Origin of the sequence: Nonomuraea rhodomycinica (assembly GCF_013363995.1) — a bacterium.
GTDB lineage: Bacteria > Actinomycetota > Actinomycetes > Streptosporangiales > Streptosporangiaceae > Nonomuraea > Nonomuraea rhodomycinica.
Genome location: NZ_JABWGO010000002.1, coordinates 732,079 through 755,927, shown reverse-complemented (window position 1 = coordinate 755,927; position 23,849 = coordinate 732,079). Strand labels below are relative to the sequence as shown.

The 23,849-nt window shown below is 73.6% G+C and carries 16 protein-coding genes; 12 read left to right on the top strand and 4 right to left on the bottom strand.

Annotation, left to right across the window (positions count from 1 at the left end; genetic code table 11):
• Positions 1-19 precede the first annotated feature (19 nt).
• Positions 20-1,921, bottom strand: a complete 1,902-nt coding sequence (locus HT134_RS14475; RefSeq protein ID WP_175600843.1) for a DUF4434 domain-containing protein — start codon at positions 1,919-1,921, stop codon at positions 20-22.
• A 187-nt stretch (positions 1,922-2,108) separates the two neighbouring features.
• Between HT134_RS14475 and HT134_RS14470 the strand changes: the two genes are divergently transcribed.
• Positions 2,109-4,988 (top strand): DUF7824 domain-containing protein, encoded by a 2,880-nt coding sequence (locus HT134_RS14470; protein ID WP_175600842.1) that lies wholly within the window; start codon positions 2,109-2,111, stop codon positions 4,986-4,988.
• 67 nt (positions 4,989-5,055) lie between these two features.
• Positions 5,056-5,355 (top strand): hypothetical protein, encoded by a 300-nt coding sequence (locus HT134_RS44695; RefSeq protein WP_217707817.1) that lies wholly within the window; start codon positions 5,056-5,058, stop codon positions 5,353-5,355.
• Here HT134_RS44695 and HT134_RS14460 read toward each other — a convergent pair.
• On the bottom strand, positions 5,342-7,318 hold the full coding sequence (locus HT134_RS14460; protein ID WP_312888124.1) for a family 10 glycosylhydrolase: 1,977 nt from the start codon (positions 7,316-7,318) through the stop codon (positions 5,342-5,344). The genes HT134_RS44695 and HT134_RS14460 overlap by 14 nt on opposite strands.
• 343 nt (positions 7,319-7,661) lie before the next feature.
• Here HT134_RS14460 and HT134_RS14455 point away from each other — a divergent pair, with 343 nt between their 5' ends.
• From HT134_RS14455 to HT134_RS14425, 7 genes are all read left to right on the top strand, one after another.
• On the top strand, positions 7,662-9,185 hold the full coding sequence (locus HT134_RS14455; protein ID WP_175600841.1) for a golvesin C-terminal-like domain-containing protein: 1,524 nt from the start codon (positions 7,662-7,664) through the stop codon (positions 9,183-9,185).
• A gap of 218 nt (positions 9,186-9,403) precedes the next feature.
• Positions 9,404-10,498, top strand: coding sequence for an ABC transporter ATP-binding protein (locus tag HT134_RS14450; RefSeq protein ID WP_175600840.1), 1,095 nt, complete (start codon positions 9,404-9,406; stop codon positions 10,496-10,498).
• The gene (locus HT134_RS14445) at positions 10,491-11,582 is read left to right on the top strand and encodes an ABC transporter ATP-binding protein (RefSeq protein WP_175600839.1); all 1,092 of its coding nucleotides are present in this window, start codon (positions 10,491-10,493) and stop codon (positions 11,580-11,582) included. The genes HT134_RS14450 and HT134_RS14445 overlap by 8 nt, the downstream gene beginning before the upstream one ends.
• On the top strand, positions 11,579-12,508 hold the full coding sequence (locus HT134_RS14440) for a carbohydrate ABC transporter permease (RefSeq protein WP_175600838.1): 930 nt from the start codon (positions 11,579-11,581) through the stop codon (positions 12,506-12,508). The genes HT134_RS14445 and HT134_RS14440 overlap by 4 nt, the downstream gene beginning before the upstream one ends.
• A 5-nt stretch (positions 12,509-12,513) precedes the next feature.
• Complete coding sequence (locus HT134_RS14435) at positions 12,514-13,362, top strand: carbohydrate ABC transporter permease (RefSeq protein ID WP_175600837.1); 849 nt, start codon at positions 12,514-12,516, stop codon at positions 13,360-13,362.
• Positions 13,362-13,655: a DUF2160 domain-containing protein gene (locus HT134_RS14430; protein WP_217707816.1), complete on the top strand. Its 294-nt coding sequence runs from the start codon at positions 13,362-13,364 to the stop codon at positions 13,653-13,655. Before HT134_RS14435 ends, HT134_RS14430 begins: the two co-directional genes overlap by 1 nt.
• Positions 13,656-13,670: 15 nt before the next feature.
• Positions 13,671-15,446 carry an ABC transporter substrate-binding protein gene (locus HT134_RS14425; RefSeq protein ID WP_175600836.1) on the top strand — a complete coding sequence of 592 codons (1,776 nt, stop codon included), beginning with the start codon at positions 13,671-13,673 and terminating at the stop codon, positions 15,444-15,446.
• 21 nt (positions 15,447-15,467) lie between these two features.
• Here the strand turns inward: HT134_RS14425 and HT134_RS14420 are convergent, their stop codons facing one another.
• On the bottom strand, positions 15,468-16,625 hold the full coding sequence (locus HT134_RS14420; RefSeq protein WP_175601135.1) for a cytochrome P450: 1,158 nt from the start codon (positions 16,623-16,625) through the stop codon (positions 15,468-15,470).
• A 108-nt stretch (positions 16,626-16,733) separates the two neighbouring features.
• Positions 16,734-17,297, bottom strand: coding sequence for a TetR/AcrR family transcriptional regulator (locus HT134_RS14415; protein WP_175600835.1), 564 nt, complete (start codon positions 17,295-17,297; stop codon positions 16,734-16,736).
• An 87-nt stretch (positions 17,298-17,384) separates the two neighbouring features.
• On the opposite strand from HT134_RS14415, the gene recD2 reads away from it, so the two are divergent.
• The 3 genes from recD2 (at position 17,385) to HT134_RS46940 (ending at position 23,725) form a co-directional block, all read left to right on the top strand.
• Positions 17,385-19,592, top strand: a complete 2,208-nt coding sequence (gene recD2 / locus HT134_RS14410; RefSeq protein WP_312888122.1) for an SF1B family DNA helicase RecD2 — start codon at positions 17,385-17,387, stop codon at positions 19,590-19,592.
• Positions 19,593-19,682: 90 nt separating this feature from the next.
• Positions 19,683-21,980, top strand: coding sequence for a heparinase II/III domain-containing protein (locus tag HT134_RS14405; protein WP_175600834.1), 2,298 nt, complete (start codon positions 19,683-19,685; stop codon positions 21,978-21,980).
• Positions 21,977-23,725, top strand: a complete 1,749-nt coding sequence (locus HT134_RS46940) for a substrate-binding domain-containing protein (protein WP_217707815.1) — start codon at positions 21,977-21,979, stop codon at positions 23,723-23,725. Before HT134_RS14405 ends, HT134_RS46940 begins: the two co-directional genes overlap by 4 nt.
• Positions 23,726-23,849: the final 124 nt, after the last annotated feature.

The following is a 23,849-nucleotide window of genomic DNA, read 5'->3' as shown; positions in this document are numbered from 1 at the left end:
CACCGGAGGCGTCCCGCCCTCATCGGAAGGTGAAGCCCGCGCCGCTGGTACGGCCCGCGCCGTTCACGGCCGTGACCATGAGCCACGGCCGGCCGGGGGCGATCACGGCCGGGTCGAAGGGCGCCCAGACCCTCTCCCGGGCCACCCCTCCCGACCGGCCCTCCCGGCCCCGGCCGCCGCCGTCGGATCGGCCGCCGCCGTCCTCTGCTCGGCCGTCGTCTCGCGCGTCGGCCCCGGGCTCGGGGGTGAGGGTGGCCGTCCGCACCGCTCCCCCGGCCTCCTGGTAGGTCAGCCGCAGCGTGCCGCCCCCGAGGTTGAGCCCCCGGACCTCGATCCCGTCGCGCCCTCCCACCGTCCTCCGCGTCGCGTCCATGACGAGGGGGTCGTTCCACCCGGCCGTGATCGCGTCCGCGAGCGACGGCGCGCCTGGCCGGTCCCGGCAGGTGAGGAACGGGTCCCAGCCGTACGCGATGATCTTCGTGGCGTACCGGCCGACGGCCATGACCTGCCGGTCCACCCGGCTCTTGGCGGCGCGCCCGCGCAGCGGCAGCGGGTCGCTCCTGCCGCACTCGCCCGGGACCGGGGTGGGCTCGAAGACCTCGACGTTCACCCACAGCTCGGCGCCGGGCCCGGCGCGGCGCGCGGCGGCCGCCACGTAGTCGGCGGTCGAGCCGTAGTACGCCCGCCGGTACGGCACCGCCCCCGCCACGGGCACGAGCCGGGTGTCCACCGGCTCGCCGTCCTGGCCCGCCCCGTACACCGGGACCTTGCCGACGCCCCGGCCGTCCTGGACGGCGATGGCCATGGGCAGGCCGGCCCGCGTGGCCGCGATGTCGGCGAAGCCGGCACCCACCACGCTCGGCGGGAAGCCCCGCCACCGGCGCGCGTCCCAGTACGGGCTCACCACGATCGTCCGGCCCGGCAGCACGGCGGCGGCCACCGCGTGCTGCGCCCGGTAGAGCGCGAGCACCGGGTCGCGCGGGCCGCGGTCGCGCATGGCCAGCTCGAACGACTGGTACACCCCCGCCAGCGCCGGTGACGCGCCGAACCGCTCCCGGTAGCCGGTCAGCACCCGCTCGGTGAAGGCGTTCAGCGCGTCGGTGGAGGCGGCGTCGGGCTGCCACGGCCTGGCCGGGTCCTGCGGCGCGGCGGGCAGCCCCGGGTACACCCGCATGCCGTACGCGGCGGCCTCCTCCAGCAGGTTGCCGACGCCGTCGCCGTCCGTCGCGACGAGCACCAGGTCGTACGGACCGGACCGGCAGGACGGCCCGAGCAGCAGCCGGTAGTAGACGCGCCCGCCGCCGTCGATCCGCCGGTCCAGCCCGGGGCAGCGCAGGGCGCCGGGGCCGAGGCTCTCGCTGGTCACGTAGGTGAAGACGCGGCGGATCTGCTGGCCGCGGACGGCGTCGCGGGCGGCCAGGTAGCACGGCCGGCCCCGCTCGACACACCCCGCGAACACGGGGTCGGGCCGCAGGCCGGGCTCCGTTTCCACAGCGGGAGTCCGGACGGGCTCCGCTTCGGCGGCCGGGCCGCCGGCGGTGTCCCCTTCGCCGGCTTCGTCGGCGACCGGCGTCCGTGCCGTCTCGCCGCGCTCCGCGGCGAGCACGCGGCCCGCGCCGTCCACCCGGGCGGCGGCGAAGCGTGGGCCGAACGTGATGATCGTGTCGCCTCCGGCCGCGTGGACGGCCTGCAACGTCCGCCGCGTGTCGCACCGGTCGGGGCGAGGCTCCATCCAGTAGCCGCTGATCGCGTACGGGGCCGTCACGCGGGTGTCGCGGGGCGGGCAGCCGGGGGCGCCGGTCCTGGGCGCGGCGCCGAGCCCCCACAGCAGGCCGGCCGCCGCCACCACCGCCACGGCCGCGAAGACCCCCACGGCCTGGAGGACGAACCGAGCCCGGTGCCGCACCGCCAGCACTGCCACCCCGCATCCCGCCGCATCCCGCCGCGCCGCTCCGCATCCCGCCGCGCCGAGGTCGCCCTCACCTTATCCATCGGCCGCCGGAGATCGCCCTCCCCTGACGTGACAGGACACCCGGAATTGTCGGCGCCCTCTGCCACGATCGCGATCACCTCGGCCCCCGAGATCACCGAACCCCCCAAGGAGAGTCATGCGAGCGAACGACGCCGCCTGGCCGCCGGTACGCGACCTCATCGCGGCCGGCGACGTGGCCGCGCTGGTGAAGACGGTCAAGGCGCTGGACGAGCCGGCCCGGCGGGAGGTGGCGCGCGAGCTGCCCGGCTCCATCGCCGAGGTCCGGCGGATCGTGTGGGACGAGGTGGCCGCCCATGACGCGCGGGCCGACCGCGACAGGAAGGAGCGGCAGGCCGAGCTGGCGCGCCTGTACGCGGCCGGAGAGCTGAGCGAGTACCAGTACCACACGGCCTACTCCATGACCTGGGAGCACGAGCGCGGGGTGGCCAGGCCCGCGACCGACCGCTGGATCGAGCCCATGCGGGTGGCGGGGGCGGCGACGATCGGGGGCGCGGCGGCGGTGGCCGCCTGGGTGACCCGGCGCGAGTTCGACCTCTGGGTCGACTCGCCCTCCGAGCTGGAGCGGGAGGTGGAGCCGGTCCTGGAGGTGGTCGCCGCCCGGCCCGACGCCTGGCAGGCCGATCTCGCGGTGCGGCTGGCGCTCCGCGTCCGGGCCCGGAGGCGTCCGCCGCTGGCCGACCGGGTGCTGGAGCTGGCGCTGGCCCTGCTGCGGCGCACCGGCGCGACCCCGCCCGAGCACGATCCGCTGGTCGTGGCGTGGGCGCGGCAGGTGCCGAGGCCGGGCGACCCGCTGACCCGGCACCTGGTGCCGCGGCTGTTCGAGGCCGAGGGGGTCGGGCGGGTGCTGCGTGACGACCGCACGTGGCTGGGGAGGCTGACCAGGCTCGCGGCCCGCGACCGGTCGATGCGGGAGATGCTGCTCGACGGGTGCCGGCGCCGGTTCCTGCGCGGCGGCGAGGGGCCCGACCTGCGGTTCTTCGTACGGCTGCACGAGGAGCTGGCGCCGGCGCCGGCCGAGGTGGCGCCGCACGCGCGCGACTACCTGCGTCTGCTGCCGGCCGCGCCGGGCCCGGTGGCCGAGCTGGCCCTGCGGCACGTACGAGACCTGGACGGTCTCGTGCCCGAGGACGTGGTCGAGGCGCTGGAGGGGCTGGTGTTCCGGGCCGAGGGCGGGCTGGCCCGCGCCGGGCTGGGCTGGCTGGCGGAGCTGGTCAAACGGGCTCCCGAGCGGGCCGGCGACCTGGCGCCCGTCCTGGCCACGGCGCTCGGCCACCAGGCGTGGGCCGTGCAGGACCGGGCGGTGCGCATCGCCGTGCGGCACGCCGCCCGCTTCCCCGCCGACGCGGTCGCGACCCTGCGCGACGGGGTGGGCGAGCTGCCGGCGGACCTGCGCAACCGGATGGCCGCGGCCTTCGGCGGCGAGACGGTCCCGGAGCCGCGCTTCGCCTCCGACGGCCCTGAGGGCTCCGAGGACCAGGAGGACGGGCGCGTCCCCGCGACGCTGCCCGCGCCGCGTCGTCCTGTCCCGGCCGTGGCGCCCCCCGGCGACGCCCGGAGCCTGGCCGAGATGGCGCTCGACGAGGACGGGCCGGCGGCCGAGCGGTCGCTGGCGGCGTTCGTGCGGCTCGCCGCCCGGGACCGGGACGCGCTGCGGGCGGCGCTCGCCCCGCTGAGCCGGCAGGACGACTGGCGGCTGCGTGTGAACGAGCTGCGCGAGCGCGAATGGCGCGGGCACGACACCTGGATGCGGGCCCTGGCCGTCGAGCTGGCCGGCCCGGGGCTGGGGCCCGAGAGTCTCTGGATGCTGGCGCTGAAGGCGGCCGCGCTCCTGCACGAGGTGTCGCAGGAGTATGTGGAGCGGACGCGGGCGCGCCAGGACCGGAAGCCGGGGGCACCGGCGCACGGGGACCCGGTGCCCGGGCCGCGGCGCGCGTCGCCGTTCCACCGCTTCATCCTGCGGCGGTACGCGGAGATCCACGCCGCGCTGGCGGCGGGGACGCTGCCGCCGCTGCTGCTGGCCACGCCGAGCCTGTCCACGGGCCACGTCGACCCGGCCGACCTGGTGGCCCGGCTGGAGGAGCTGGAGGCCGCCGGCCACGAGCCGCTGCCCGCCGACTTCCAGCAGGCGCTGCTGCGGCTGCCCCGCGCCGTGGACCCCGCCGTGGTGCGACGGGCCGGGGCGCTCACCTCGCCGGCGGGCCGGCGCGCGGCCCGCTGGATGCGGGAGGGCGGCCTGCCCGACCCCGTCGTACGGGTCACCCGGCTGGGCGACGGCGAGGGGCCCCGGAACGTGGGCTGGATGACGACGACCGTCGAGGCCGCGCCCACCGGCCTGCCGCTCGTGGACGAGCTGCTGGCCGACCAGCCCCGGCACGTCCACTACGTCTTCGACGGCCACCTGGGCGACATGATCGAGCGCTGGCCCGCGGTCATGCCGTCCCACCGGGAGGTGGTCGCCGCCCACCTGGTCGGCCACGAGCCCCTGGAGATCAGATGGATGCCGTCGTCCGTGCTGGAGCTGCTCGCCGACGCCTCCGGCCCGGCGGGGCGGGCGATGGCGCTGCTGCTCGCGTACCGGATCTTCCCCCGGCCGTGGATCGGGGACTGCACGGGGCCGGCGCTGCGGGCGCTGCGGCGGATCGCGGCGTCCGGCGAGCTGCCCGCCGAGGAGCTGGGCGGGTGGCTCGCGGAGCGGGCGCTGCGCGGCGAGGTCAGGACGCGTGACCTGGCCGCCGTACTGGAGGCCGAGGCGCTGAACGGCGCCCACCACGACGTGTGGCGCGTGCTCTCCACGGCGCTGCCGCCGCTGCTGCCCGAGCCGGGAGCGCGGCCGACCAAGGCCGACACCGAGCTGGTCGCCCTGGCCGGGCGCACGGCCCGCTGGTCCGGCGCGCGGGGGCGGCACCCGGAGCTGGCGGCGTTCGCCGCGCGCAAGGGCACGGCCCGCGCCCTGCGCCTGGCCCGCGACCTGGACGCCCACCTCACCCGCCCGTAGCGCTCCCCCTCCGCCTTCCAGGCGGGGCGAGCCCCCCAAACCCTCAAGGATCGTCACCGGCGCCCACGTGCCGCACGTCGTCCTCCAGAACAACCTCATGGCGACCTTCAACGCCCTGGAGGCGGCGGTCCGGTTCGGGGCGACGCGCTTCGTGAACATCTCCAGCGAGACCGTGCCCGGCTACTTCTTCTGCGAGCGCCCGTTCCTGCCGGACCACGCGCCCGTGGACGAGGACCACCCGATCCGGCCGAAGCGGTCGTGGCGCGACTACCTCGACGAGGACGGCCGCGCGCTGTGGCTGCCCCTCGCGTGCCCGCGCGTGGCCGCGCGGGCACGCGGCCCTCGCCGTGGGGTCAGACCTTGGTGATGCGCACCGCGTCGGCGATGACGTAACCGGTCGTCGAGGTCCAGCGGCTGACGCCGACCACGTTGTACGTGCCCGCGTTCAGCGGGTACGTGCCCAGCACACGCCACACGCCGCCGCCCGTGCGCTGGTCCACGGTGACCGTCTGGTTGCCGGTGCTCGTGGCCACGACGTACGGCGTCGCGCTGTTGTATCCCGCGTTCGAGGGGTACCAGATCTCGACCTTGTAGCTGCCCGCGCTCGGGATCGCCGCCCTGAACCAGGCCGGGTCGCTGGCGGAGACGGGGTCGGCGAAGCGGTAGTCCGTGCCGTGGAGCTGCGAGGAGTACGTGGAGGTGCCCCACGACGAGCTCGCCGTGAAGCCGGCGTCCGCGTTGTCCACCGTCACGCTGAACGCCGTCCCGCTGCCCGCCACCGCCTTGCCGGCGCTGGGGTCGCTCTCCTGGTGGGTGCGGTCGAGCGCGGTCACGTAGTACGTGTAGCCGGCCGTGGCCGAGGCCGTGGCGTCGGTGAAGGTGGTCTTGCGGGTGGTGGTCAGCAGGTTGCGGGCGTCGGCGAAGGCGCACGGGTCGGCGGTCGAGGGCGAGCCGTCCACCCGGTAGACCGCGTACGCGGTGCCGGAGCCCTGCCAGGTGAGGGCGACGCCGCCGGAGCCGCGCGTGGCCGCGCTGATCGTCGGCGCCGCCGGGGCGGCGGCCGTGCCGCGGGCGGGCAGCAGCGCCGGCCTGGTGTAGTGGGTGGAGACGACCTGGGTGAAGCTGCCGATCCGGTCGGCCTTGACGTCCTTGGCGGAGAAGTAGACGTCGCCGAGCACCTCGGGCCGGGTGCGGTTGTAGGTGAGGTGGTCGCTCAGCTCGGCGGGGTCCTGCCAGGCGGCGTCCTGGCCGGAGGCGCCGGCCCGGTAGGCGGCCTGCCCGATGACGAGCTGCACGCCCGTCCCGCGCACCACGTCGGACCACCAGGCGGTCAGCACCTTGTAGTCGGCCGCGGTGTTGCCGATGTGCCAGTAGATCTGCGGCGCCAGGTAGTCGACCCAGCCACGCTTCACCCACTGCCGGCTGTCGGCGTAGATCGCGTCGTACGACTGGAGGCCGGAGGTGGCCGAGCCGAGCGGGTCGGTCGAGGAGTTGCGCCAGATGCCGAACGGGCTGATGCCGAACGTCACCCACGACTTGGCGGCGTGGATGCGCTGGTCCATCTCCCGTACGAGCTTGTTGACGTTGTCGCGCCGCCAGTCGGCGATGCCGGCGTACCCGCCGCCGTACGTGGAGTAGGTGGCCGCGTCGGGGATCGTCTGGCCGCTGACCGGATACGGGTAGAAGTAGTCGTCCAGGTGGACGCCGTCGAGGTCGTAGCGGGTGACGGCGTCCATGATGGCGTCCTCGATGAAGGCGCGCACGGCCGGGATGCCGGGGTTGTAGTACAGCTTGCCGCCGTAGGCGAAGCGCCAGCTCGGGTTCTCGCGGGCCGGGTGGGTGGAGACGAGCTTGGTCGGGTCGTCGTGGTTGGCGATCCGGTACGGGTTGAACCAGGCGTGGAACTCCAGGTTGCGGGCGTGGGCCTCGCTGACCATGAACGCGAGCGGGTCGTAGCCCGGGTCCTTGCCCTGGGTGCCGGTCAGCCACTGCGACCACGGCTCGTACGGGGAGGGCCAGAACGCGTCGGCCGTGGGCCGTACCTGCACGACCACGGCGTTCATCCGCTTCTGCACGGCGAGGTCGAGCCAGGCGCGGAACTCGGACTGCTGGGCGGAGACGCTGAGGCCGGGCGCGCTGGGCCAGTCGATGTTGGCCACGGAGGAGATCCACATGGCCCGGAGCTGGCGCTTCGGCTTGGCCGGGTCCGTGGTGCAGGCGGCGGTGACCGCGGCGGAGCTCTGCGCGGCGGCGGTCGCGGCCGAGCTCTGCGCCGCGGCGGGCGCGGCCGGGGCGAGCAGCGTGGCGGCGGCAGCGACGAGCGCGGCCACGCCCGCACGCAGAGTGCGCGAGGAGCGTGAAAGCCGGCGGCTACGTGGGGGGTGTAAGGCGTGGGGGGCGGACGCGGCGAGCCGGGTTGACAGGCTCCCGTGGTGCGGGGTCACGAAGAGAAGTTTCAGCGACCGTTACTCGGAGCGCAATAGTCTTCACGGATTCGAGGGGGCCCAACTTCACGGCGACCTTACGCCGGCAAGTCTCTCAAGACCCCTCAAAACCTGACAATCCCATCGCGCGGGCGAAAAGTTTCTTCTAACTCCCGAGTAATGTCAATTATCGACATCTGTCATGGAATGCGCCTACTGTGCGACCGTCACCCCCAACGAGGAGCTCCCCATGACGTTCGCCCGCACGCGATTAGTCGCTCTCGTCACCTCCGCCCTCCTCACCGGTCTCGCCGTCGGCGCCGCCCCCGCCCAGGCCGCCCGCGAGACCCCGCTCCAGGCCGCCTTCGCCAAGGCCGCCGCCCAGAACGACGTCCCCCGCGACCTGCTCGTCGCCCTCGCCTACGCCGAGACCCACCTCGACGGGCACCAGGGCAAGCCCAGCGCCAGCGGCGGCTACGGCGTCATGCACCTGGTCAGCAACCCCGTCAACCACTCCCTGGAGAAGGCCGCCGAGCTGACGAAGCTCCCGGTCGAGAAACTGCGCGCCGACGACACGGCCAACATCGCGGGCGGCGCCGCCGTCCTGCGCTCCCTCGCCGACGCGCAGGGGCTCGACGAGGCCGCCCGCAAGGACACCGGCCGCTGGTACCAGGCCGTGGCCAAGTACGGCAACGCCTCCTCCCCCGAGCTGGCCCGCCTGTACGCCGACTCCGTCTACGAGCTGCTCGGCCTCGGCGTCCAGGCCAAGGGCGTGACGGTCAAGCCGCAGGAGGTCACCGCCGACCGCGGCGACCTCGCGGGCGCCCGCGACCTCAGCGCCAAGACCGAGGGCTCCGCCGGCCTCCTGGCCGCCGCCGACTACCCGAACGCGACCTGGGTCGCCGCCAGTTCCAGCAACTACACGGTCTCCAGCCGTGAGTCGTCGTACAACATCGACCGCGTGATCATCCACGTCACCCAGGGCTCGTACGCCGGCACCATCTCCTGGTTCCAGAACCCCAGCGCCAAGGTCTCGGCCCACTACGTGGTCAAGTCCTCCAGCGGCGCCATCACCCAGATGGTGCGGGACAAGGACATCGCCTGGCACGCGGGCAACTGGGACTACAACACCCGTTCCATCGGCATCGAGCACGAGGGCTACGTCAGCGAGGCCTCGTGGTTCACCGACGCGATGTACCGGGGTTCGGCCGCGCTGACCCGCTGGATCTGCGACAAGTACGGCATCCCGAAGGACCGCACCCACATCATCGGCCACGTCGAGGTGCCCGGCGCCGACCACACCGACCCCGGTCCGTACTGGAACTGGACCACGTACATGAACTACGTGACCGGCGGCGGCACGCCGACGTGGAGCACCACGGTCGACAACTCCACCTCCGGCCAGTTCACCGCCAGCGCCAACTGGGGCACCTCCACGTACTCCAGCCAGCGCTACGGCGCCGACTACCGCTTCGCCGACCCGGTGTCCTCCAGCGACGTCGCCTGGTACCAGGCGAACATCCCGAGCGCGGGCACCTACAAGGTCGAGGTCTGGTATCCGGCCGACGCCGGGTACAACAGCTCGGCGCCGTACATCGTGGCGACGTCGAGCGGCAACCAGACCGTGTACGTCGACCAACGCTCGGGCGGAGGAGCCTGGCGCAGCCTCGGCACGTTCTCCCTCAACGCCGGCACGGCCAACGTGGTCGGCGTGAGCCGGTGGACGGGCGGCACCGGCTACGTCATCGCGGACGCCGTCCGCATCAGCAAGTAGCTCCACGAATCCCCGGTGCGGTCCGCGCCGCGGCGTCCGGCGCGGACCGCCCGGCGCGGACCGCACCGGCCTCCCGGCACGGACCGCACCGGCCTCCCGGCGCGGATCGCACGGGCCGGAAACGGCCTAGGCAGGCACAAGCGGCTCATGTTAGATGGAGGGACATTCACCCGACTCTCGCAGCAACCGATCTGGCTCCGGCAGAGAGGACCGGGCACATGGCGCTGACCCTCGACGGCGTCCGCGTACGCAGACGCGGAGAGGTCTGGCTCGACGGCATCGACCTCGAGTTACCGAGCGGGATGACGACGCTGCTCGGCCCGATGACGGCCGGCAAGACCACCCTGATGCGGGTGGCCGCCGGGCTCCTGCCGCCCGACTCCGGGCGGGTGGTCGTCAACGGCCGGGACGTCACGGGAGTGTCGGTCCGCAGGCGCTCCGTCGCCTTCGTCTACCAGCAGTTCGTCAACTATCCCTCCCTCACCGTCCACGAGAACATCGCCTCTCCCCTGCGCCTGGACCGCTCGTTCCCCAAGCGGGACGTCGACCGGCGGGTGCGCGAGGTGGCCGAGCTGATGGGCATCGCCGAGCTGCTGGAGCGGCGGCCGGCCGAGCTGTCGGGCGGCCAGCAGCAGCGCACCGCGATCGCCCGCGCGCTGGCCCGCCCCGTCGACCTGCTGCTGCTCGACGAGCCGCTGGCCAACCTCGACTTCAAGCTGCGCGAGCAGCTCCGCTCCGACCTGAAGAGCATGTTCAGGCAGTCGCCCGGCCTGGTGCTGTACGCGACGTCCGACCCGGCCGAGGCGCTGGCGTTCGCGGCGCCGGCCGTCGTCCTCGGCGAGGGCCGGGTGCTGGACACCGGCGAGGTCGCCGCCCTCTACGCGCGCCCGCCCACCCTGGCCGTGGCCGCCGCGCTCAGCGACCCGCCGCTCAACCTGCTGCCGGGAACCGTGCGGGAGGGGCGGGTCGAGGTGCTGGGCGCCTCGTTCCCGGCGCCGCGCGCCCACGCCTCCGGCCGTGACGTCGTGCTCGCCGTACGGCCCCATCACGTGTCCCTCGACCCGGCCGGGAAGGACGGCGCGCTGGAGTTCCCGGCCGAGGTGCGGCTGGCCGAGGTGACGGGCAGCGTCACGTTCGTCCACCTGCTGCTGCCCGGCGGCCGGCACCTGGTGGCCCAGCTCGACGGGCCGCGCGCGTTCACCCCCGGCGACCGGGCGACGGCGTACGTCGACCCGGCGCACGCCTTCCTGTTCGACGAGTCGGGCGGGCGGCTGCTCGCCGAGTCCGCCGCGGAGGTCGACCTGCATGGCTGACATCCGCCTGGAGGACGTGGGACACAGCTACGACGGCGGGCGGACGTGGGCCGTGCGGCCGATGACCTGGACCTGGCGCTCCGGCCGGGCGTACGCGCTGCTCGGACCCAGCGGGTGCGGCAAGACGACGCTGCTCAACATCATGTCGGGCCTCATCACGCCGACGACCGGCCGCGTCTGGTTCGGCGAGCGCGAGGTGACCTCGGTCCCGACCGCGGGACGCAACATCGCGCAGGTCTTCCAGTTCCCGGTGCTGTACGAGGAGATGTCGGTCTACGACAACCTCGCCTTCCCGCTGCGCAACCGGCGCTACCCGAAGGACGAGGTGGACCGGCGGGTGCGCGCCGTGTCGCGGATGCTCGGGCTGGACGCCCACCTGGGACGCCGCTCGCGGCGGCTGGACCCGGGCCGCCAGCAGATCGTCAGCCTGGGCCGCGGCCTGGTGCGCTCGGACGTGGCGGCCGTGCTGCTGGACGAGCCGCTGACCGTGGTGGACCCGGCCGTCAGGTGGACGCTGCGCAGCACGCTGAAGGAGATCCACCGCGACACCGGCCACACGCTGGTGTACGTCACCCACGACCAGACCGAGGCGCTGACGTTCGCCGACGAGGTGGTCGTGCTCAAGGACGGCGCGATCGTGCAGGCCGGGGAACCGGCGGAGCTGTTCCTGTCGCCCGCGCACGAGTTCGTCGGCCACTTCATCGGCTCGCCCGGCATGAACACGCTCCCCGGGGAGGTCGCGGACGGCCTGGTCCGGGTGGGCGGGCAGGTGGCCGGGCGCGCGGACGGGCCGCTGCCGCCGGGGCCGGTGCGCGTCGGGGTGCGGCCGGAGTTCGCCCGGCTCGGCGACGGGCCGGGCTCGCCGGGGCTGCCCGCCGAGGTGACCGGCGTGGACCGGATGGGCGCCTACGACCTGGTCCACGTGCGGGCCGCCGGGCATCCGCTGGTGGCCCGGGCCGAGGCGGGCTCGCCGTACGAGCCGGGCGCGGCCGAGTTCGTGCGCTTCGCCGTCGGCCGGGTCTTCCTGTTCCGCGACGCGGTCCGCTGCGGGCAGGTCGTCCCGCTGAACGGGAGGGCTGGATGACGCTCACCGAACCGGTCAAGGACCCCGTCGCGGCCGGGGCCGACGAGCCGGACCGGCGGCCCGACGCCAAGCCGAAGGACAACCGGGCGTGGCTGCTCGTGCTGCCCGTCGTCGTCTGCGTGACGTTCACCGCGCTCGTCCCGCTCATGACGGTCGTCAACTACTCCGTGCAGGACATCTTCAGCCCCAGCGACCGGATCTTCGTCGGGCTGGAGTGGTTCCGCTCGGTGACGCGCGATCCGGAGGTGCGCGGCGCGTTCCTGCGGACGCTGCTGTTCTCGGCGCAGGTGCTGCTCATCGAGATCCCGCTCGGGGTGGCGATCGCCGTCGCGATGCCGCGCCGCGGCTGGACGGTGTCGGCGGCGCTCGTGGTCGTCGCGCTGCCGCTGCTCATCCCGTGGAACGTCGTGGGCACGATCTGGCAGATCTTCGCCCGGGGCGACATCGGGCTCGGCGGCTGGGCGGTCAACCAGGTGCCGGGCGTGGACTTCAACTACACGCTGGACTCGGCGGACGCCTGGATCACGGTGCTCGTCATGGACGTGTGGCACTGGACGCCGCTGGTGGCGCTGCTCGCGTACGCGGCGCTGCGCTCGATCCCGGAGCCGTACTTCCAGGCGGCGCAGATCGACGGCGCGTCGGCCTGGGCGACGTTCCGCCGCATCCAGCTCCCTCGGCTGCGCGGGGTGCTGACGATCGCGATCCTGCTGCGGTTCATGGACAGCTTCATGATCTACACGGAGCCGTTCGTGGTGACCGGCGGCGGGCCGGGCAACGCCACGTCGTTCCTCAGCATCCTGCTGTCGAAGATCGCCGTCGGGCAGTTCGACCTCGGGCCCGCGGGCGCGTTCTCGCTGCTCTACTTCCTCATCGTGCAGATCGTCTCGTACGTCTTCTTCACCGTGCTGACCCGGAGCGGAAGGTGAGCGGCATGACCGGAGGCCCGGCGGCGCCTGCCGTGGCGCGGCGGGCGGGGCGGCAGCTCCCCTGGGCCAGGACCGTCTTCTGGCTCTACGCCGCCACGCTCATGCTGCCGCTGCTGTGGATGTTCGGCATGTCGATCCGCCCGAACGAGGACATCCTGGGCGGCTTCTCGATCGTCCCGCAGCGGGCCACGCTGGACAACTACGCCACGTTCTTCAGCGACCCGTCGTGGTACTCCAGCTACCTCAACTCGATCGTCTACACGTCGCTCAACGCGGTCATGTCGCTCGTCGTGGCGATCCCGGCGGCGTACGCGTTCTCCCGGTTCAGGTTCGCCGGCGACCGGCACCTGTTCTTCTGGCTGCTGACCAACCGGATGGCGCCGCCGGCCGTGTTCCTGCTGCCGTTCTTCCAGATCTACCAGAGCGTCGGCCTGTTCGACACGCACCTCGGCGTCGCCATCGCGCACATGCTGTTCAACGTGCCGCTGGCCGTGTGGATCCTCGAAGGGTTCATGTCCGGGATCCCGCGCGAGATCGACGAGACGGCCGCCATCGACGGCTACTCGCTGCCGCGCTTCTTCGTCCGGATCTTCCTGCCGATGATCCGCTCCGCGATCGGCGTCACCGCGTTCTTCTGCTTCATGTTCAGCTGGGTCGAGCTGCTGATCGCCCGGACCATCACCTCCGTGAACGCCAAGCCGATCGCCGCCACCATGACCCGCACCGTCAGCGCCGCCGGCGTCGACTGGGGGCTGCTCGCGGCGGCCGGCGTGCTGACGATCATCCCGGGGGCCGTGGTCATCTGGTTCGTCCGCAACTACGTGGCCAGGGGTTTCGCGCTGGGGAGGGTCTGATGGGTCCGCGTCCCGCCGTGCTGGAGTGGATGGTCTGGACGGCGCCCACCGCGCTGGTGTTCGCCGGCCTCGGCGTGCTGCTGTGCGTCATGGCGGTGTGGGCGAAGGTGTCGCCGCCGGTGGCGCGGCGGGGCTTCCTGCGCATCGAGACCGACCGCGGCGACCGGCTCTACATCGGGCTGATCAGCGCGGCCGTCGTGCTCGCGGGCTGGATCGCCGTCACGGACCTGTCGATGTGGCTCGCGCTGGGGTGCGCGCTGCTGGTGGCGGTGGTCATCGGGATATGGGGTTGAGAGAGAGGACGGACCATGCCGTTACCGCTCCGCACCAGAGTCACCCGGACGAGGACGGCCGCCGCCGCGGTCGCGCTCGTCCTGTTCGCCGCGGCCTGCTCGCAGGGTGACGGTCCGCGCAAGAGCGACTGGACCGAGGCCGGCGGCAAGGCGGCGGCGCAGAGGTGGGTCACGCAGGAGTTCACGCCGAGCACCCTGTCCAAGGACCAGCAGCTCGCCGAGATGGACTGGTTCATGAAGGCCGCCGCGCCGTACCGCGGCATGGAGATCAACGTGGTGTCGGAGACGATCACCACGCACGAGTACGAGTCGCGGCAGCTCGCCAAGGCGTTCGCCGAGATCACCGGGATCAAGGTCAAGCACGACCTGATCCAGGAGGGCGACGTCATCGAGAAGCTGCAGACCCAGATCCAGGGCAACCAGAACATCTACGACGCCTACGTCAACGACTCCGACCTCATCGGCACCCACTCGCGCGGCACCTACGTCTTCCCGCTGTCCGACTACATGGCCGGCGAGGGCAAGGACGTCACCTCCCCCACGCTCGACCTCGACGACTTCATCGGCATCAGCTTCACCACCGGCCCGGACAAGAAGCTCTACCAGCTTCCCGACCAGCAGTTCGCGAACCTCTACTGGTTCCGCTACGACTGGTTCACCGACCCGAAGATCAAGAAGCAGTTCAAGGACGCCTACGGGTACGACCTCGGCGTGCCGGTCAACTGGGCGGCCTACGAGGACATCGCCGACTTCTTCACCAACAAGGTCAACGGCGACGGCACGATCGACGGCAAGAAGGTCTACGGCCACATGGACTACGGCCGCAAGGACCCGTCGCTGGGCTGGCGGTTCACCGACGCGTGGCTGTCCATGGCCGGCAACGGCGACCCCGGCATCCCCAACGGCCTGCCCGTGGACGACTGGGGCATCCGGGTGGAGAACTGCCGGCCCGTCGGCTCGTCCGTCACGCGCGGCGGCGACACCAACGGCCCGGCGTCGGTCTACGCGCTGGCCAAGTACGTGGAGTGGCTGAAGAAGTACGCGCCCAAGGAGGCGGCCGGCCGCAACTTCAGCGAGGCCGGGCCGGTGCCCGCGCAGGGCAACATCGCCCAGCAGATCTTCTGGTACACCACCTTCACCGCCGACATGACCAAGCCCGGCCTGCCCGTCGTGAACGCCGACGGCACCCCCAAGTGGCGCATCGCGCCGAGCCCGCACGGCGTGTACTGGAAGGAGGGCAACAAGCTGGGCTACCAGGACGCCGGCTCGTGGACCCTGCTCCGCAACACCCCAAAGGAGCGCCGCGCCGCCGCCTGGCTGTACGCGCAGTTCGTCACGTCCAAGTCGGTGTCGCTGAAGAAGTCCATCGCCGGCCTGACGTTCATCCGCGACAGCGACATCCGCAGCGACTACTTCAAGCAGAACTCCGCCAAGTACGGCGGGCTGATCGAGTTCTACCGCTCGCCGGCGCGCAAGCAGTGGACCCCGACCGGCACCAACGTGCCCGACTACCCCAAGCTCGCCCAGCTCTGGTGGCAGAACGTGGCCACCGCCGTCACCGGCGAGACCACGCCCCAGCAGTCGATGGACAACCTGGCCAAGCAGCAGGACGAGATCCTGTCCCGGCTGGAGCGGCGCGGCTACGGCGGCAACTGCGCGCCCAAGCTCAACCCCGAGCAGCCCGCCCAGTACTGGCTGGACCAGCCCGGCGCGCCGGTGCCGAAGCTGGCCGACGAGCGGGGCAAGCCCGAGACCGTCGACTACGACAAGCTCATCTCCCAGTGGAACTAGGGCGACGAGGGCGGGCCTGCCCTACCAGGCGACCGGGAGCCGATGCACACCGTAGATGGACATGTCCGTACGGAGCGGGATCTCCTCCGGAGGCGCGGCCAGTCTCAGGCTCGGGAAGCGCTCGAACAGCGCCCGGTACGCGATGCGCATCTCGATCCTGGCCAGCTGCTGGCCCAGGCACTGGTGGATGCCGTGCCCGAAGGCCAGGTGCCCGACCGGTGCCGGGCGGGTGACGTCGAGGGTCTCGGGCTCGGGAAACCGTGCGGGGTCCCGGTTGGCGGCCGGGATCGACAGTGTCACCACCTCGCCCTTCCGGATCGTCCGGCCGTCGATCTCGACGTCCTCCAGCGCGGCCCGGAGGGGGCCGAGGTGCGCGACCGACAGGTAGCGCAGGAGTTCCTCCACCGCGCCCTCCATGAGGGACGGGTCCGCGCGCAGCGCGGCGAGCTGGCCCGGGTCGCGCAGCAGGACGTACGTGCCCAGGGCGAGCATGCAGGCCGTGGTCTCGTGCCCGGCGACCAGCAGCAGCAGACCGGCTCCGGCGATCTCCTCAGGGGTCAGTTCGCCTCCGGCGACCAGGCCGCTGAGCAGGTCGTCGGCCGGCTGCGCGCGCTTGCGCGCGACGAGCTCGTACAGGTAGCCGTACAGGGACGCGGTCGCGGCGGTCACCTCCTCCTTGGTCGAGCCCACGCGCAGCGCCGCGGCGGAGTCGCGCCGGAAGCGTTCGCGATCGTCATAGGGCACACCGAGCAGCTCGCAGATCACCAGGGAGGGGACCGGCAGGGCGAAGTCCCGCACCAGGTCCGCCGGCGACCCGCCGCGCTCCATCGCGTCGAGCGTCTCGCGGGTGATCCGCTCGATCTGCGGCTCCAGCGCCTTCATCCTGCGTACGGTGAACTGGGCGGTCAGGGGCTTGCGCAGGCGGGTGTGGTCGGGCGGGTCGAGCTGCATGAAGAAGCCGGGCGGCGTCACGAAGCCGCCCGGATCGAGTCCTTCCCAGCGCACCGGCCAGTGCAGGTGCTCCAGCCGGCTGCTGAAACGGCGGTCGGACAGGACCTTCCGGGCGGCGGCGTGGCCGGTCACCAGCCAGCCGCGGTGGCCGTCGGGATAGCTGAGCGGCCGTACCGGCGCCTCCTCGCGCCAGCGGCTCAGCTCCTCGGGAGGGTCGAAGGCGGACATGCGCTCGGTGGGGAAGGTCACGGGTTCGTCGGACACTGCCACGCTCCTTGGCTCTACACCTATAGAGGCTCTACGGCAGTAGAGGATATCCGGCGGGGTACGCGGTCCTCAGTCCCGCCCCACGGTGGCCAGCAACGCGCGGAACTTGGGACGCAGATCGACCGCTTCGCCCGGGTGGTTGACCAGGCAGTCGAAGATGAGCCCGTCGGCGTAGGCCATGAGGTCGTCGGCCCGGAGATCCGCGTCGCGCACGCCGGCGCGGTCGAGCAGCCGCGTGACCACACCGCGCACGCGAGCACGGCTGGCGACCAGCACCTCGCGCAGCTCGGGCCGCCTGGTGGCCTCCAGCGACAGCTCGTACCTGGCGAGCTGGCGGTCGCGGCTGGTGGTGAGCCATTGGTCGACGAGCTCGGCCACGGCCTCGACGAGATCGTCCGCCGAGCCGGTCGGCAGCTCGGCGCGCAGGTGGAGCGTCGACAGTTCGCTCGCGGTGTGCTCGGCGAGGCGCTCCACCGTGGCCCGCAGCAACGCCTGACGGGTTCGGAAGTAGTACGAGGTCGATCCCTGCGGCAGCTCGGCCGCGCGGTCGACCGCCCGGTGGGTCAGACCGCGCATGCCCTCCGAGGCCAGCAGGGTGATGGCCACGTCGGCGAGCTCTTGCCTTCTTGACACCGGTCAAGCGTAGAGGAGCCGGTCCGGCGAACTGTCGGTCCCGTCTCCTAAGCTGCAGGCCGTACCGAAGATGATTGGATCTTTGCCGTGGAAGCCTCGGTCGCCGTGGACGCCTCGGTCGAGCAGCTCATCCACGTCCGCGACGACGGCTACACCGTCGCCCGGATGAGCTCCGACGCCGGGCCTGGCCCGGTCGCGTCGAGTCCGGCCACGTCGGGTCCGGTGACGTCAGGTCCGGTCGCGTCGAGCTTCGTCGCGTCGAGCTTCGTCGCGAGCGGCCGGGCGCTGACCGGCGTCCAGCCGGGCGAGACGCTGCGGCTGGCCGGCGAGTGGGGCGAGCACCAGCGCCACGGCCGCCGGTTCCAGGTGACGGCGTGCGAGCGGATCGTCCCGTCCACGGTGCGGGCCATCCAGCTCTACCTCGGCTCGGGCCTGATCCGCGGCATCGGCCCGCGCCTGGCCCAGGCCATCGTCGGCCACTTCGGCGAGCGCACCCTGACCGTCATCGACACCGCGCCGGAGCGGCTGACCGAGGTGCTCAACATCGGCCCGGCCCGCCAGAGCCAGATCGTCGAGGCGTGGCGCGAGCAGAAGGCGATCGCCGGGCTGATGGTCGTGCTCCAGGGCTACGGCGTCAGCCCGCTGCTCGCCGCCAAGATCTACCAGGTGTACGGCACGGACTCGGCCGACGTCCTCGCCTCCGACCCGTACCAGCTCATCGGCCGGGTCCGGGGCGTGGCCTTCCACACGGCCGACCGCATCGCGCTCCAGTCGGGGGTGCCGCGCGAGAGCCCGCAGCGGATCAAGGCGGCGCTGCTCGACCGGCTGGAGAACGCCGCCGCCGGGGGCGGCCACTGCTACCTGTCCCTGACGGCCCTGGTCGCCCAGACGGCCGAGCTCGTCGAGCAGGACCCCGACCAGGTGCGTCCGATGGTCGACGCCCTGGCCGCCGAGCGGCGGGTGGTCGTCGAGGCGGGGCCCGACCAGGTCGTCGTGTACGCCAAGGAGCTGCACGCGCGCGAGGTCAAGCTGGCCGGCGAGCTGGGCCGGCTCTGGCAGGCCCGCTCGACGCTGCCCCTGCGGCCGTTCACCGAGGACCCGGGGCTCCACGACGACCAGCGGGCGGCCGTCACGATGGCGCTGACCAGCACCGTGTCCGTCCTGACCGGCGGGCCGGGCTGCGGCAAGAGCCACACGGTGCGGGTGATCGCCGCCACCGTGCGGGCGATGGGCGGCACGGTCACGCTGGCCGCGCCCACGGGCAAGGCCGCCAAGCGGCTGTCGGAGCTGACCGGCCTGCCCGCGATGACCGTCCACCGGATGCTGGCCCACCAGCCCGACCCCGACGCGCTGTTCGACCAGGCGCCGGCGCAGGCCGACCTCGTCGTGGTGGACGAGGCGTCCATGCTCGACCTGCACCTCGCGACCCGGCTGTGCTCGGCGATCCCCTCGGGCAGCCACCTGCTGCTCGTCGGCGACAGCGACCAGCTCCCCAGCATCGGGCCGGGCAGCGTGCTGGCCGACGTGCTGCGCGTGGAGGAGATCCCGCGCGTGCGGCTCACCCACGTCTTCCGCCAGGCCGAGGGCAGCGGCATCATCCGCGGCGCCCACCTCATCCGCGCCGGCGAGCTGCCCCCGCTGCCCGGCGGCGGCGGGTTCTGGTTCGAGGAGCTCGACGACCCGGCGGCCGTGGCCGAGCGCGTCGTCCACCTGGCGACGGTCGCGATCCCGCGCAAGCAGGGGGTCGAGCCCGGCCAGGTGCAGGTGCTGTGCCCGATGCGCAAGGGCGCGGCCGGCACCGCCGAGCTGGGCCGCCTCATCCAGGACCGCCTCAACCCGGCCCGTGACGGCGCCCCCGAGCACTGGTCGGGCTCGTCGGTCTACCGGGTGGGCGACCGGGTCATGCCGATCCGCAACAACTACGACAAGGGCGTCTTCAACGGCGAGACCGGCACGGTCACCCGGCTGGTGCCGGAGGAGCGGCTGCTGGAGATCCGCATCGACGACGGCGACACGGTCACGTACGGCTTCGACGAGCTCGACGACCTGACCCACGCGTACGCGATCAGCGTCCACCGGTCGCAGGGCAGCGAGTACCCGTTCGTGGTGGCGCCCATCGTGGTGGAGGCGGGCGGCGTCATGCTGCGGCGCCGGCTGCTCTACACGCTGGTGACGCGGGCCCGGTCGTGGGTGGTGCTGGTGGGGGAGCGCAAGGCGCTGGAGCTGGCCGTCCACCGCCTCGGCGGCCGCCGCAACACCGGCCTGCCCCGGCGCCTCTCCCTCGCCGTCGGGTGACGGCGCCCGCTCGCTTCCGCCTTCCCTCCTCAAAAATGGTTCAACTTCGATCACTTTCGATCGCTACTATGGGGCCGGGCAAGGAGGACTATGACCAACACCGTGACCGGTCCGGAGCCGGCGGAGCTCGCGGATCGCCAGGCCGGGCCGCTGCTGGCCGTGTGGGGGGCGGCCGCCACGGCCGGCGCGCTGGCGCGGGCCCTGGCGCCGCCCGACGCGGCGCTGCCCGTGCCGGGCTCCTGGGGTCGGCTCGGGCCGCACGCCGAGCGGGCGCTGCGGGCCGTACGGGAGCGGGCGGAGGCCGAGCGGGGCACGCCGTGGCCGCAGCCGCTGGCCTCGCAGTACACCCGCTACTTCCGCGACGGCAACCGGACGGCGTACGAGGCGCAGGTGTTCGAACGCCAGGACCGGCTCACCCGCGCGGTCCTCATGGCCCTCGCCACGTCCGGCGAGACCGGTGCGGACGGCCGCATCTCCGCGACGGGCCAGGCGGATGCGGCCGGCCTCGGCGATGAGGCCGGCCTCGCCTCCCCCTCCGGTCTTTCCGGCGGCGTACCGTCAGGTTCGCCGCCACCCCCGGGTGAGGCGAGCATGGGCGCCGGAGCCCCAGCCGCTCGGACGCCGGCCCTGCCGCCCAAGGCATCGTCCAGCCCTGACGGCGGCGCGCCGGGTGACGACGGCCGGCCCCTGGGCGACAGCGCGACTGTGCATGACGGCGAGGCTTCCGGTGACGGCGGTGAGGCAGGAGCCGGGCCGGAGGCGGCCGAGCGGTGGGTGGACGAGGTGGCCGACGGCATGCTGCTGCTCTGCGAGCAGACCACCTGGTGCTGGCCGGCGCACGAGGACACCTGCCGGCCGGGCGGACCCGTGCTGCCCGACACCGCGACCCCGTACCTCGACCTGGGAGCCGCGGACGTCGCCGCGCAGCTCGCCTGGGCCGACCACGTGCTCGGCGACCGGCTCGACGCCCGCTACCCCGGCCTGCGCGAGCGGGTCCGCCGGGAGGTGCGGGCGCGGGTGCTGCGCCCGTTCACCGAGCGGCGCGACTGGCGATGGCTCGGCCTCGACGGCGACGTCCACAACTGGTGCCCGTGGATCTGCGGCAACGTCCTGGTGACCGCGCTCCGGCTCGGTGAGCCCGGCGAGGAGCGGGCGGCCCAGGTGGCGTGGGCCGTGGAGGGCCTCGACCGCTACCTGGCCGCCCTGCCGGAGGACGGCTCGATCGACGAGGGGTACGAATACTGGTGGAACGGGGCGTGCCGGGCCCTGGAGGCCCTGGACGTCCTGGAGCACGCCACCTCCGGCGCCCTGGCCGCGGCCGACGTGCCGGTGGTGCGGGCGACGCTCCGCTTCCCGCACCTCATGTGGCTCGGCGGCCCCTGGTACCTGAACGTCGCCGACGCGCGGGCCCGGCCGCCCGCCGGCCAGCCGTGGCACGTGCCGTACCGGTGGGGGCGGCGGCTCGGCGAGGCGGACGCGCTGCGGCACGCCCTCGCCCGGCGGGCCGGGGGGATCGCGGTGACGGCCGAGCTGGGCAGGGCGTTGCGTGAGCTGGCCGACGCGGAATGGTGGGCGGTTGACGACCGGCCCGCGCCTGACGACCGGCCCGTGGATCAGGACCGGGCCGGGCGGGGCGCAGGGGTCGGGGAGGCGCCGGCCGTCGCGGCCGTGTGGTTCCCCGGTACGCAGGTGGGCATCGCGCGTGAGGTCGCCGCCGGCACTCGGGGGCTCACGCTCGCGGTCAAGGGCGGCCACAACGGCGAGCACCACAACCACAACGACGTCGGCTCCGTCGTCGTCGCCGTGGACGGCGTGCCGGCGCTGGTGGACGCCGGACGGCCCACGTACACCGCGCAGACCTTCGGCCCCGACCGGTACGCGATCTGGACGATGCAGAGCACCTGGCACAACGTCCCCGAGATCCGGGGCACGGCTCAAGGGCAGGGCCCCGCGTTCCGGGCGCGTGACGTCGAGGTCGCCGACGAACCCGGCCGGTTCGAGGCCCGCATGGATCTGGCCGCCGCCTACCCCGTACCCGGGCTGGAGCGCTGGCGGCGCGTCGCCCGCCTCGACCGCCGCGCGGCGCTCGTGACCGTCGAGGACGCCTGGACCTTCGCCGCCGGCGGGGAGCCGAGCGTGCTGCACTACCTGCTGGCGGGCGAGGTCGAACGGCACGATGATGGGCGGGTCGTCGTACGGCCGCCGGACGGCGCGCGGGCCGCGCTCGTCACCTGGGACCCGGCGCGCGCCACGGCCGCCCTCACCGTCCGCACGCTGGAGGATCCGATGCTTTCGGAGGTGTGGGGCGAGCGCCTGACCCGGCTGGAGCTGCGGCTCCCCGGCACGGCGCGCGGCTCCTTCGAACTCCGGGTGGAGGTGCACCCATGACCGCCCACGACCACCCGCACCCCGGCGCCCCCGGCCCCGGGGTCCCGAGCGCTCACCCTTCCCAAGGACCGGACGACTCCCGCGGGCCCGATGTCTCCCCTGGGCCGGACGTCTCCCGCGCCCCGGACGACTCCCGCGCCCTGGATGACTCCCGTGGGCCGGACGACCCGGCGGCCGGCGAGCGGCACGCGCAGGTGGTGGAGCTGCTGCCCGACGAGCGGCGGGCCCAGGTGGTGGAGCTGCTGCCCGACGAGCGGCGGGCCCAGGTGGTGGAGCTGCTGCGCAGGCGCGGGGTCGTCCGCGTGAACGAGCTGGCGGCCGAGCTGGACGTCTCGGTCATCACGGTCCGCCGTGACATCGCGCTGCTGTCGTCCCAGGGGCTGCTGCGGCGGGTACGCGGCGGGGCCGTGCTGCACGGGGGCGCGGTGGCCGACACGCTGGCGGGAGTCACTCCCCAGGGGGCGCCGCCGACCTCCGAGCCCGGCCGGGAGACGGGTCCCGCCTCTGCCCTGTCCCTCGCGGGGTCAGGTGCGGTCCCCGGGGAAGGGGCGCCCGCGGCCGGGACCGGGGCCGGTCTCCTTCCAGGCACGGGGCTCGCAGGCCCAGATACGGGATTCGCAGGCCCAGGCGCGGGGCTCACCGGCCCAGGTACGGGGCGCGCAGGCGCTTCCGCGGCCATCGGGCAGCCGGGGGTCGCGGGCGCGCCTCCTCTCCCGGGGCACCCAGGGCCCGGCGGGCTGCCGGGCGCCACCGGACTACCGGGAACCCCCGGACTACCGGGCGTCGGCGGAGTGCCAGGCGTCGGTGGGGTGCCGGGCGTGGGCGGACTGCCGGGCGCCGGAGGGCGGTCCGGGGGGCCGGATCAGGAGGGGGCGCAGGCCACGATCGGCATGGTGGTGCCCTCGCTCGACTACTACTGGCCCGACGTGATCCGTGGCGCGCGGGAGGCGGCGGCCGCTTCCGGGGCGCGGCTCGTCCTGCGCGGCGCCACATACCAGGCTGCGGACGAGCGCCGGCAGCTCTCCCGGCTGGTCGAGACGGCCAGGGTGGACGGGCTGCTGGTGGCGCCGACGACGACCGGCGACGAGGGCGAGGAGCTGGTGCGCTGGCTCCAGGGCGCGGGCGTGCCGGTGGTGCTGGTCGAGCGGGCCGCCACCGTGGGGCCGCACCAGGAGGCGATGGAGTCGGTGGTGAGCGACCACGTGTTCGGGGCGGCGATGGCCGTACGGCACCTGGCCACGCTCGGCCACCGGCGGGTGGGGGTGACCACCACGACGCAGAGCCCCACGGCTCCCCACGTGCGGCGCGGGTGGCGGCAGGCGTGCGTGGAGCTGGGCCTGCCCCTCGACGGCACCCCCGACCTCACGACCGTCGACCAGCGCGATCCCGGCTGGCCGGAGGCGCTGGACGCGGTCCTCGACGCGTGCGTCGCCTCGGGCACGACCGCGCTGCTCGTCCACTCCGATCCCGAGGCGATCAGCCTGGTGGAGCGCTGCCAGGAGCGCGGGATGCGGGTGCCCGGCGATCTGTCGGTGGTGACGTACGACGACGAGGTGGCCGAGCTGTGCGACCCGCCGCTGACGGCGGTCCGCCCGCCCAAGGCGGCGATCGGGCAGGCGGCGTACCGGCTGCTGGCCGAGCGCCTCGCGGACGAGGACCCGCAGCGGCCGACGCACCGCGTGGTGATCGAGCCTCGGCTGATCGTCCGGGCCTCCTCCGCACCGCCGTCATCCGGCCAGGCCTAGCACTCGCGCAGAAACGATCAATATCGTTCAGATAAACCTGATCGTTCTGATTAATCAGCTATTGACGTGATCGTAACGATCGGACAGGATCGGCGGCACTGGTAAGCGCTTGCCGCCGAAAGGG

Bases quoted from the DNA above. Each gene is read 5' to 3' on its own strand.
- HT134_RS14470 (WP_175600842.1), top strand. From the start codon at position 2,109: ATGCGAGCGAACGACGCCGCCTGGCCGCCGGTACGCGACCTCATCGCG.
- HT134_RS14455 (WP_175600841.1), top strand. From the start codon at position 7,662: ATGACGTTCGCCCGCACGCGATTAGTCGCTCTCGTCACCTCCGCCCTC.
- HT134_RS14450 (WP_175600840.1), top strand. From the start codon at position 9,404: ATGGCGCTGACCCTCGACGGCGTCCGCGTACGCAGACGCGGAGAGGTC.
- HT134_RS14445 (WP_175600839.1), top strand. From the start codon at position 10,491: ATGGCTGACATCCGCCTGGAGGACGTGGGACACAGCTACGACGGCGGG.
- HT134_RS14440 (WP_175600838.1), top strand. From the start codon at position 11,579: ATGACGCTCACCGAACCGGTCAAGGACCCCGTCGCGGCCGGGGCCGAC.
- HT134_RS14435 (WP_175600837.1), top strand. From the start codon at position 12,514: ATGACCGGAGGCCCGGCGGCGCCTGCCGTGGCGCGGCGGGCGGGGCGG.
- HT134_RS14430 (WP_217707816.1), top strand. From the start codon at position 13,362: ATGGGTCCGCGTCCCGCCGTGCTGGAGTGGATGGTCTGGACGGCGCCC.
- HT134_RS14425 (WP_175600836.1), top strand. From the start codon at position 13,671: ATGCCGTTACCGCTCCGCACCAGAGTCACCCGGACGAGGACGGCCGCC.
- HT134_RS14420 (WP_175601135.1), bottom strand. From the start codon at position 16,625: ATGTCCGCCTTCGACCCTCCCGAGGAGCTGAGCCGCTGGCGCGAGGAG.
- HT134_RS14405 (WP_175600834.1), top strand. From the start codon at position 19,683: ATGACCAACACCGTGACCGGTCCGGAGCCGGCGGAGCTCGCGGATCGC.
- HT134_RS46940 (WP_217707815.1), top strand. From the start codon at position 21,977: ATGACCGCCCACGACCACCCGCACCCCGGCGCCCCCGGCCCCGGGGTC.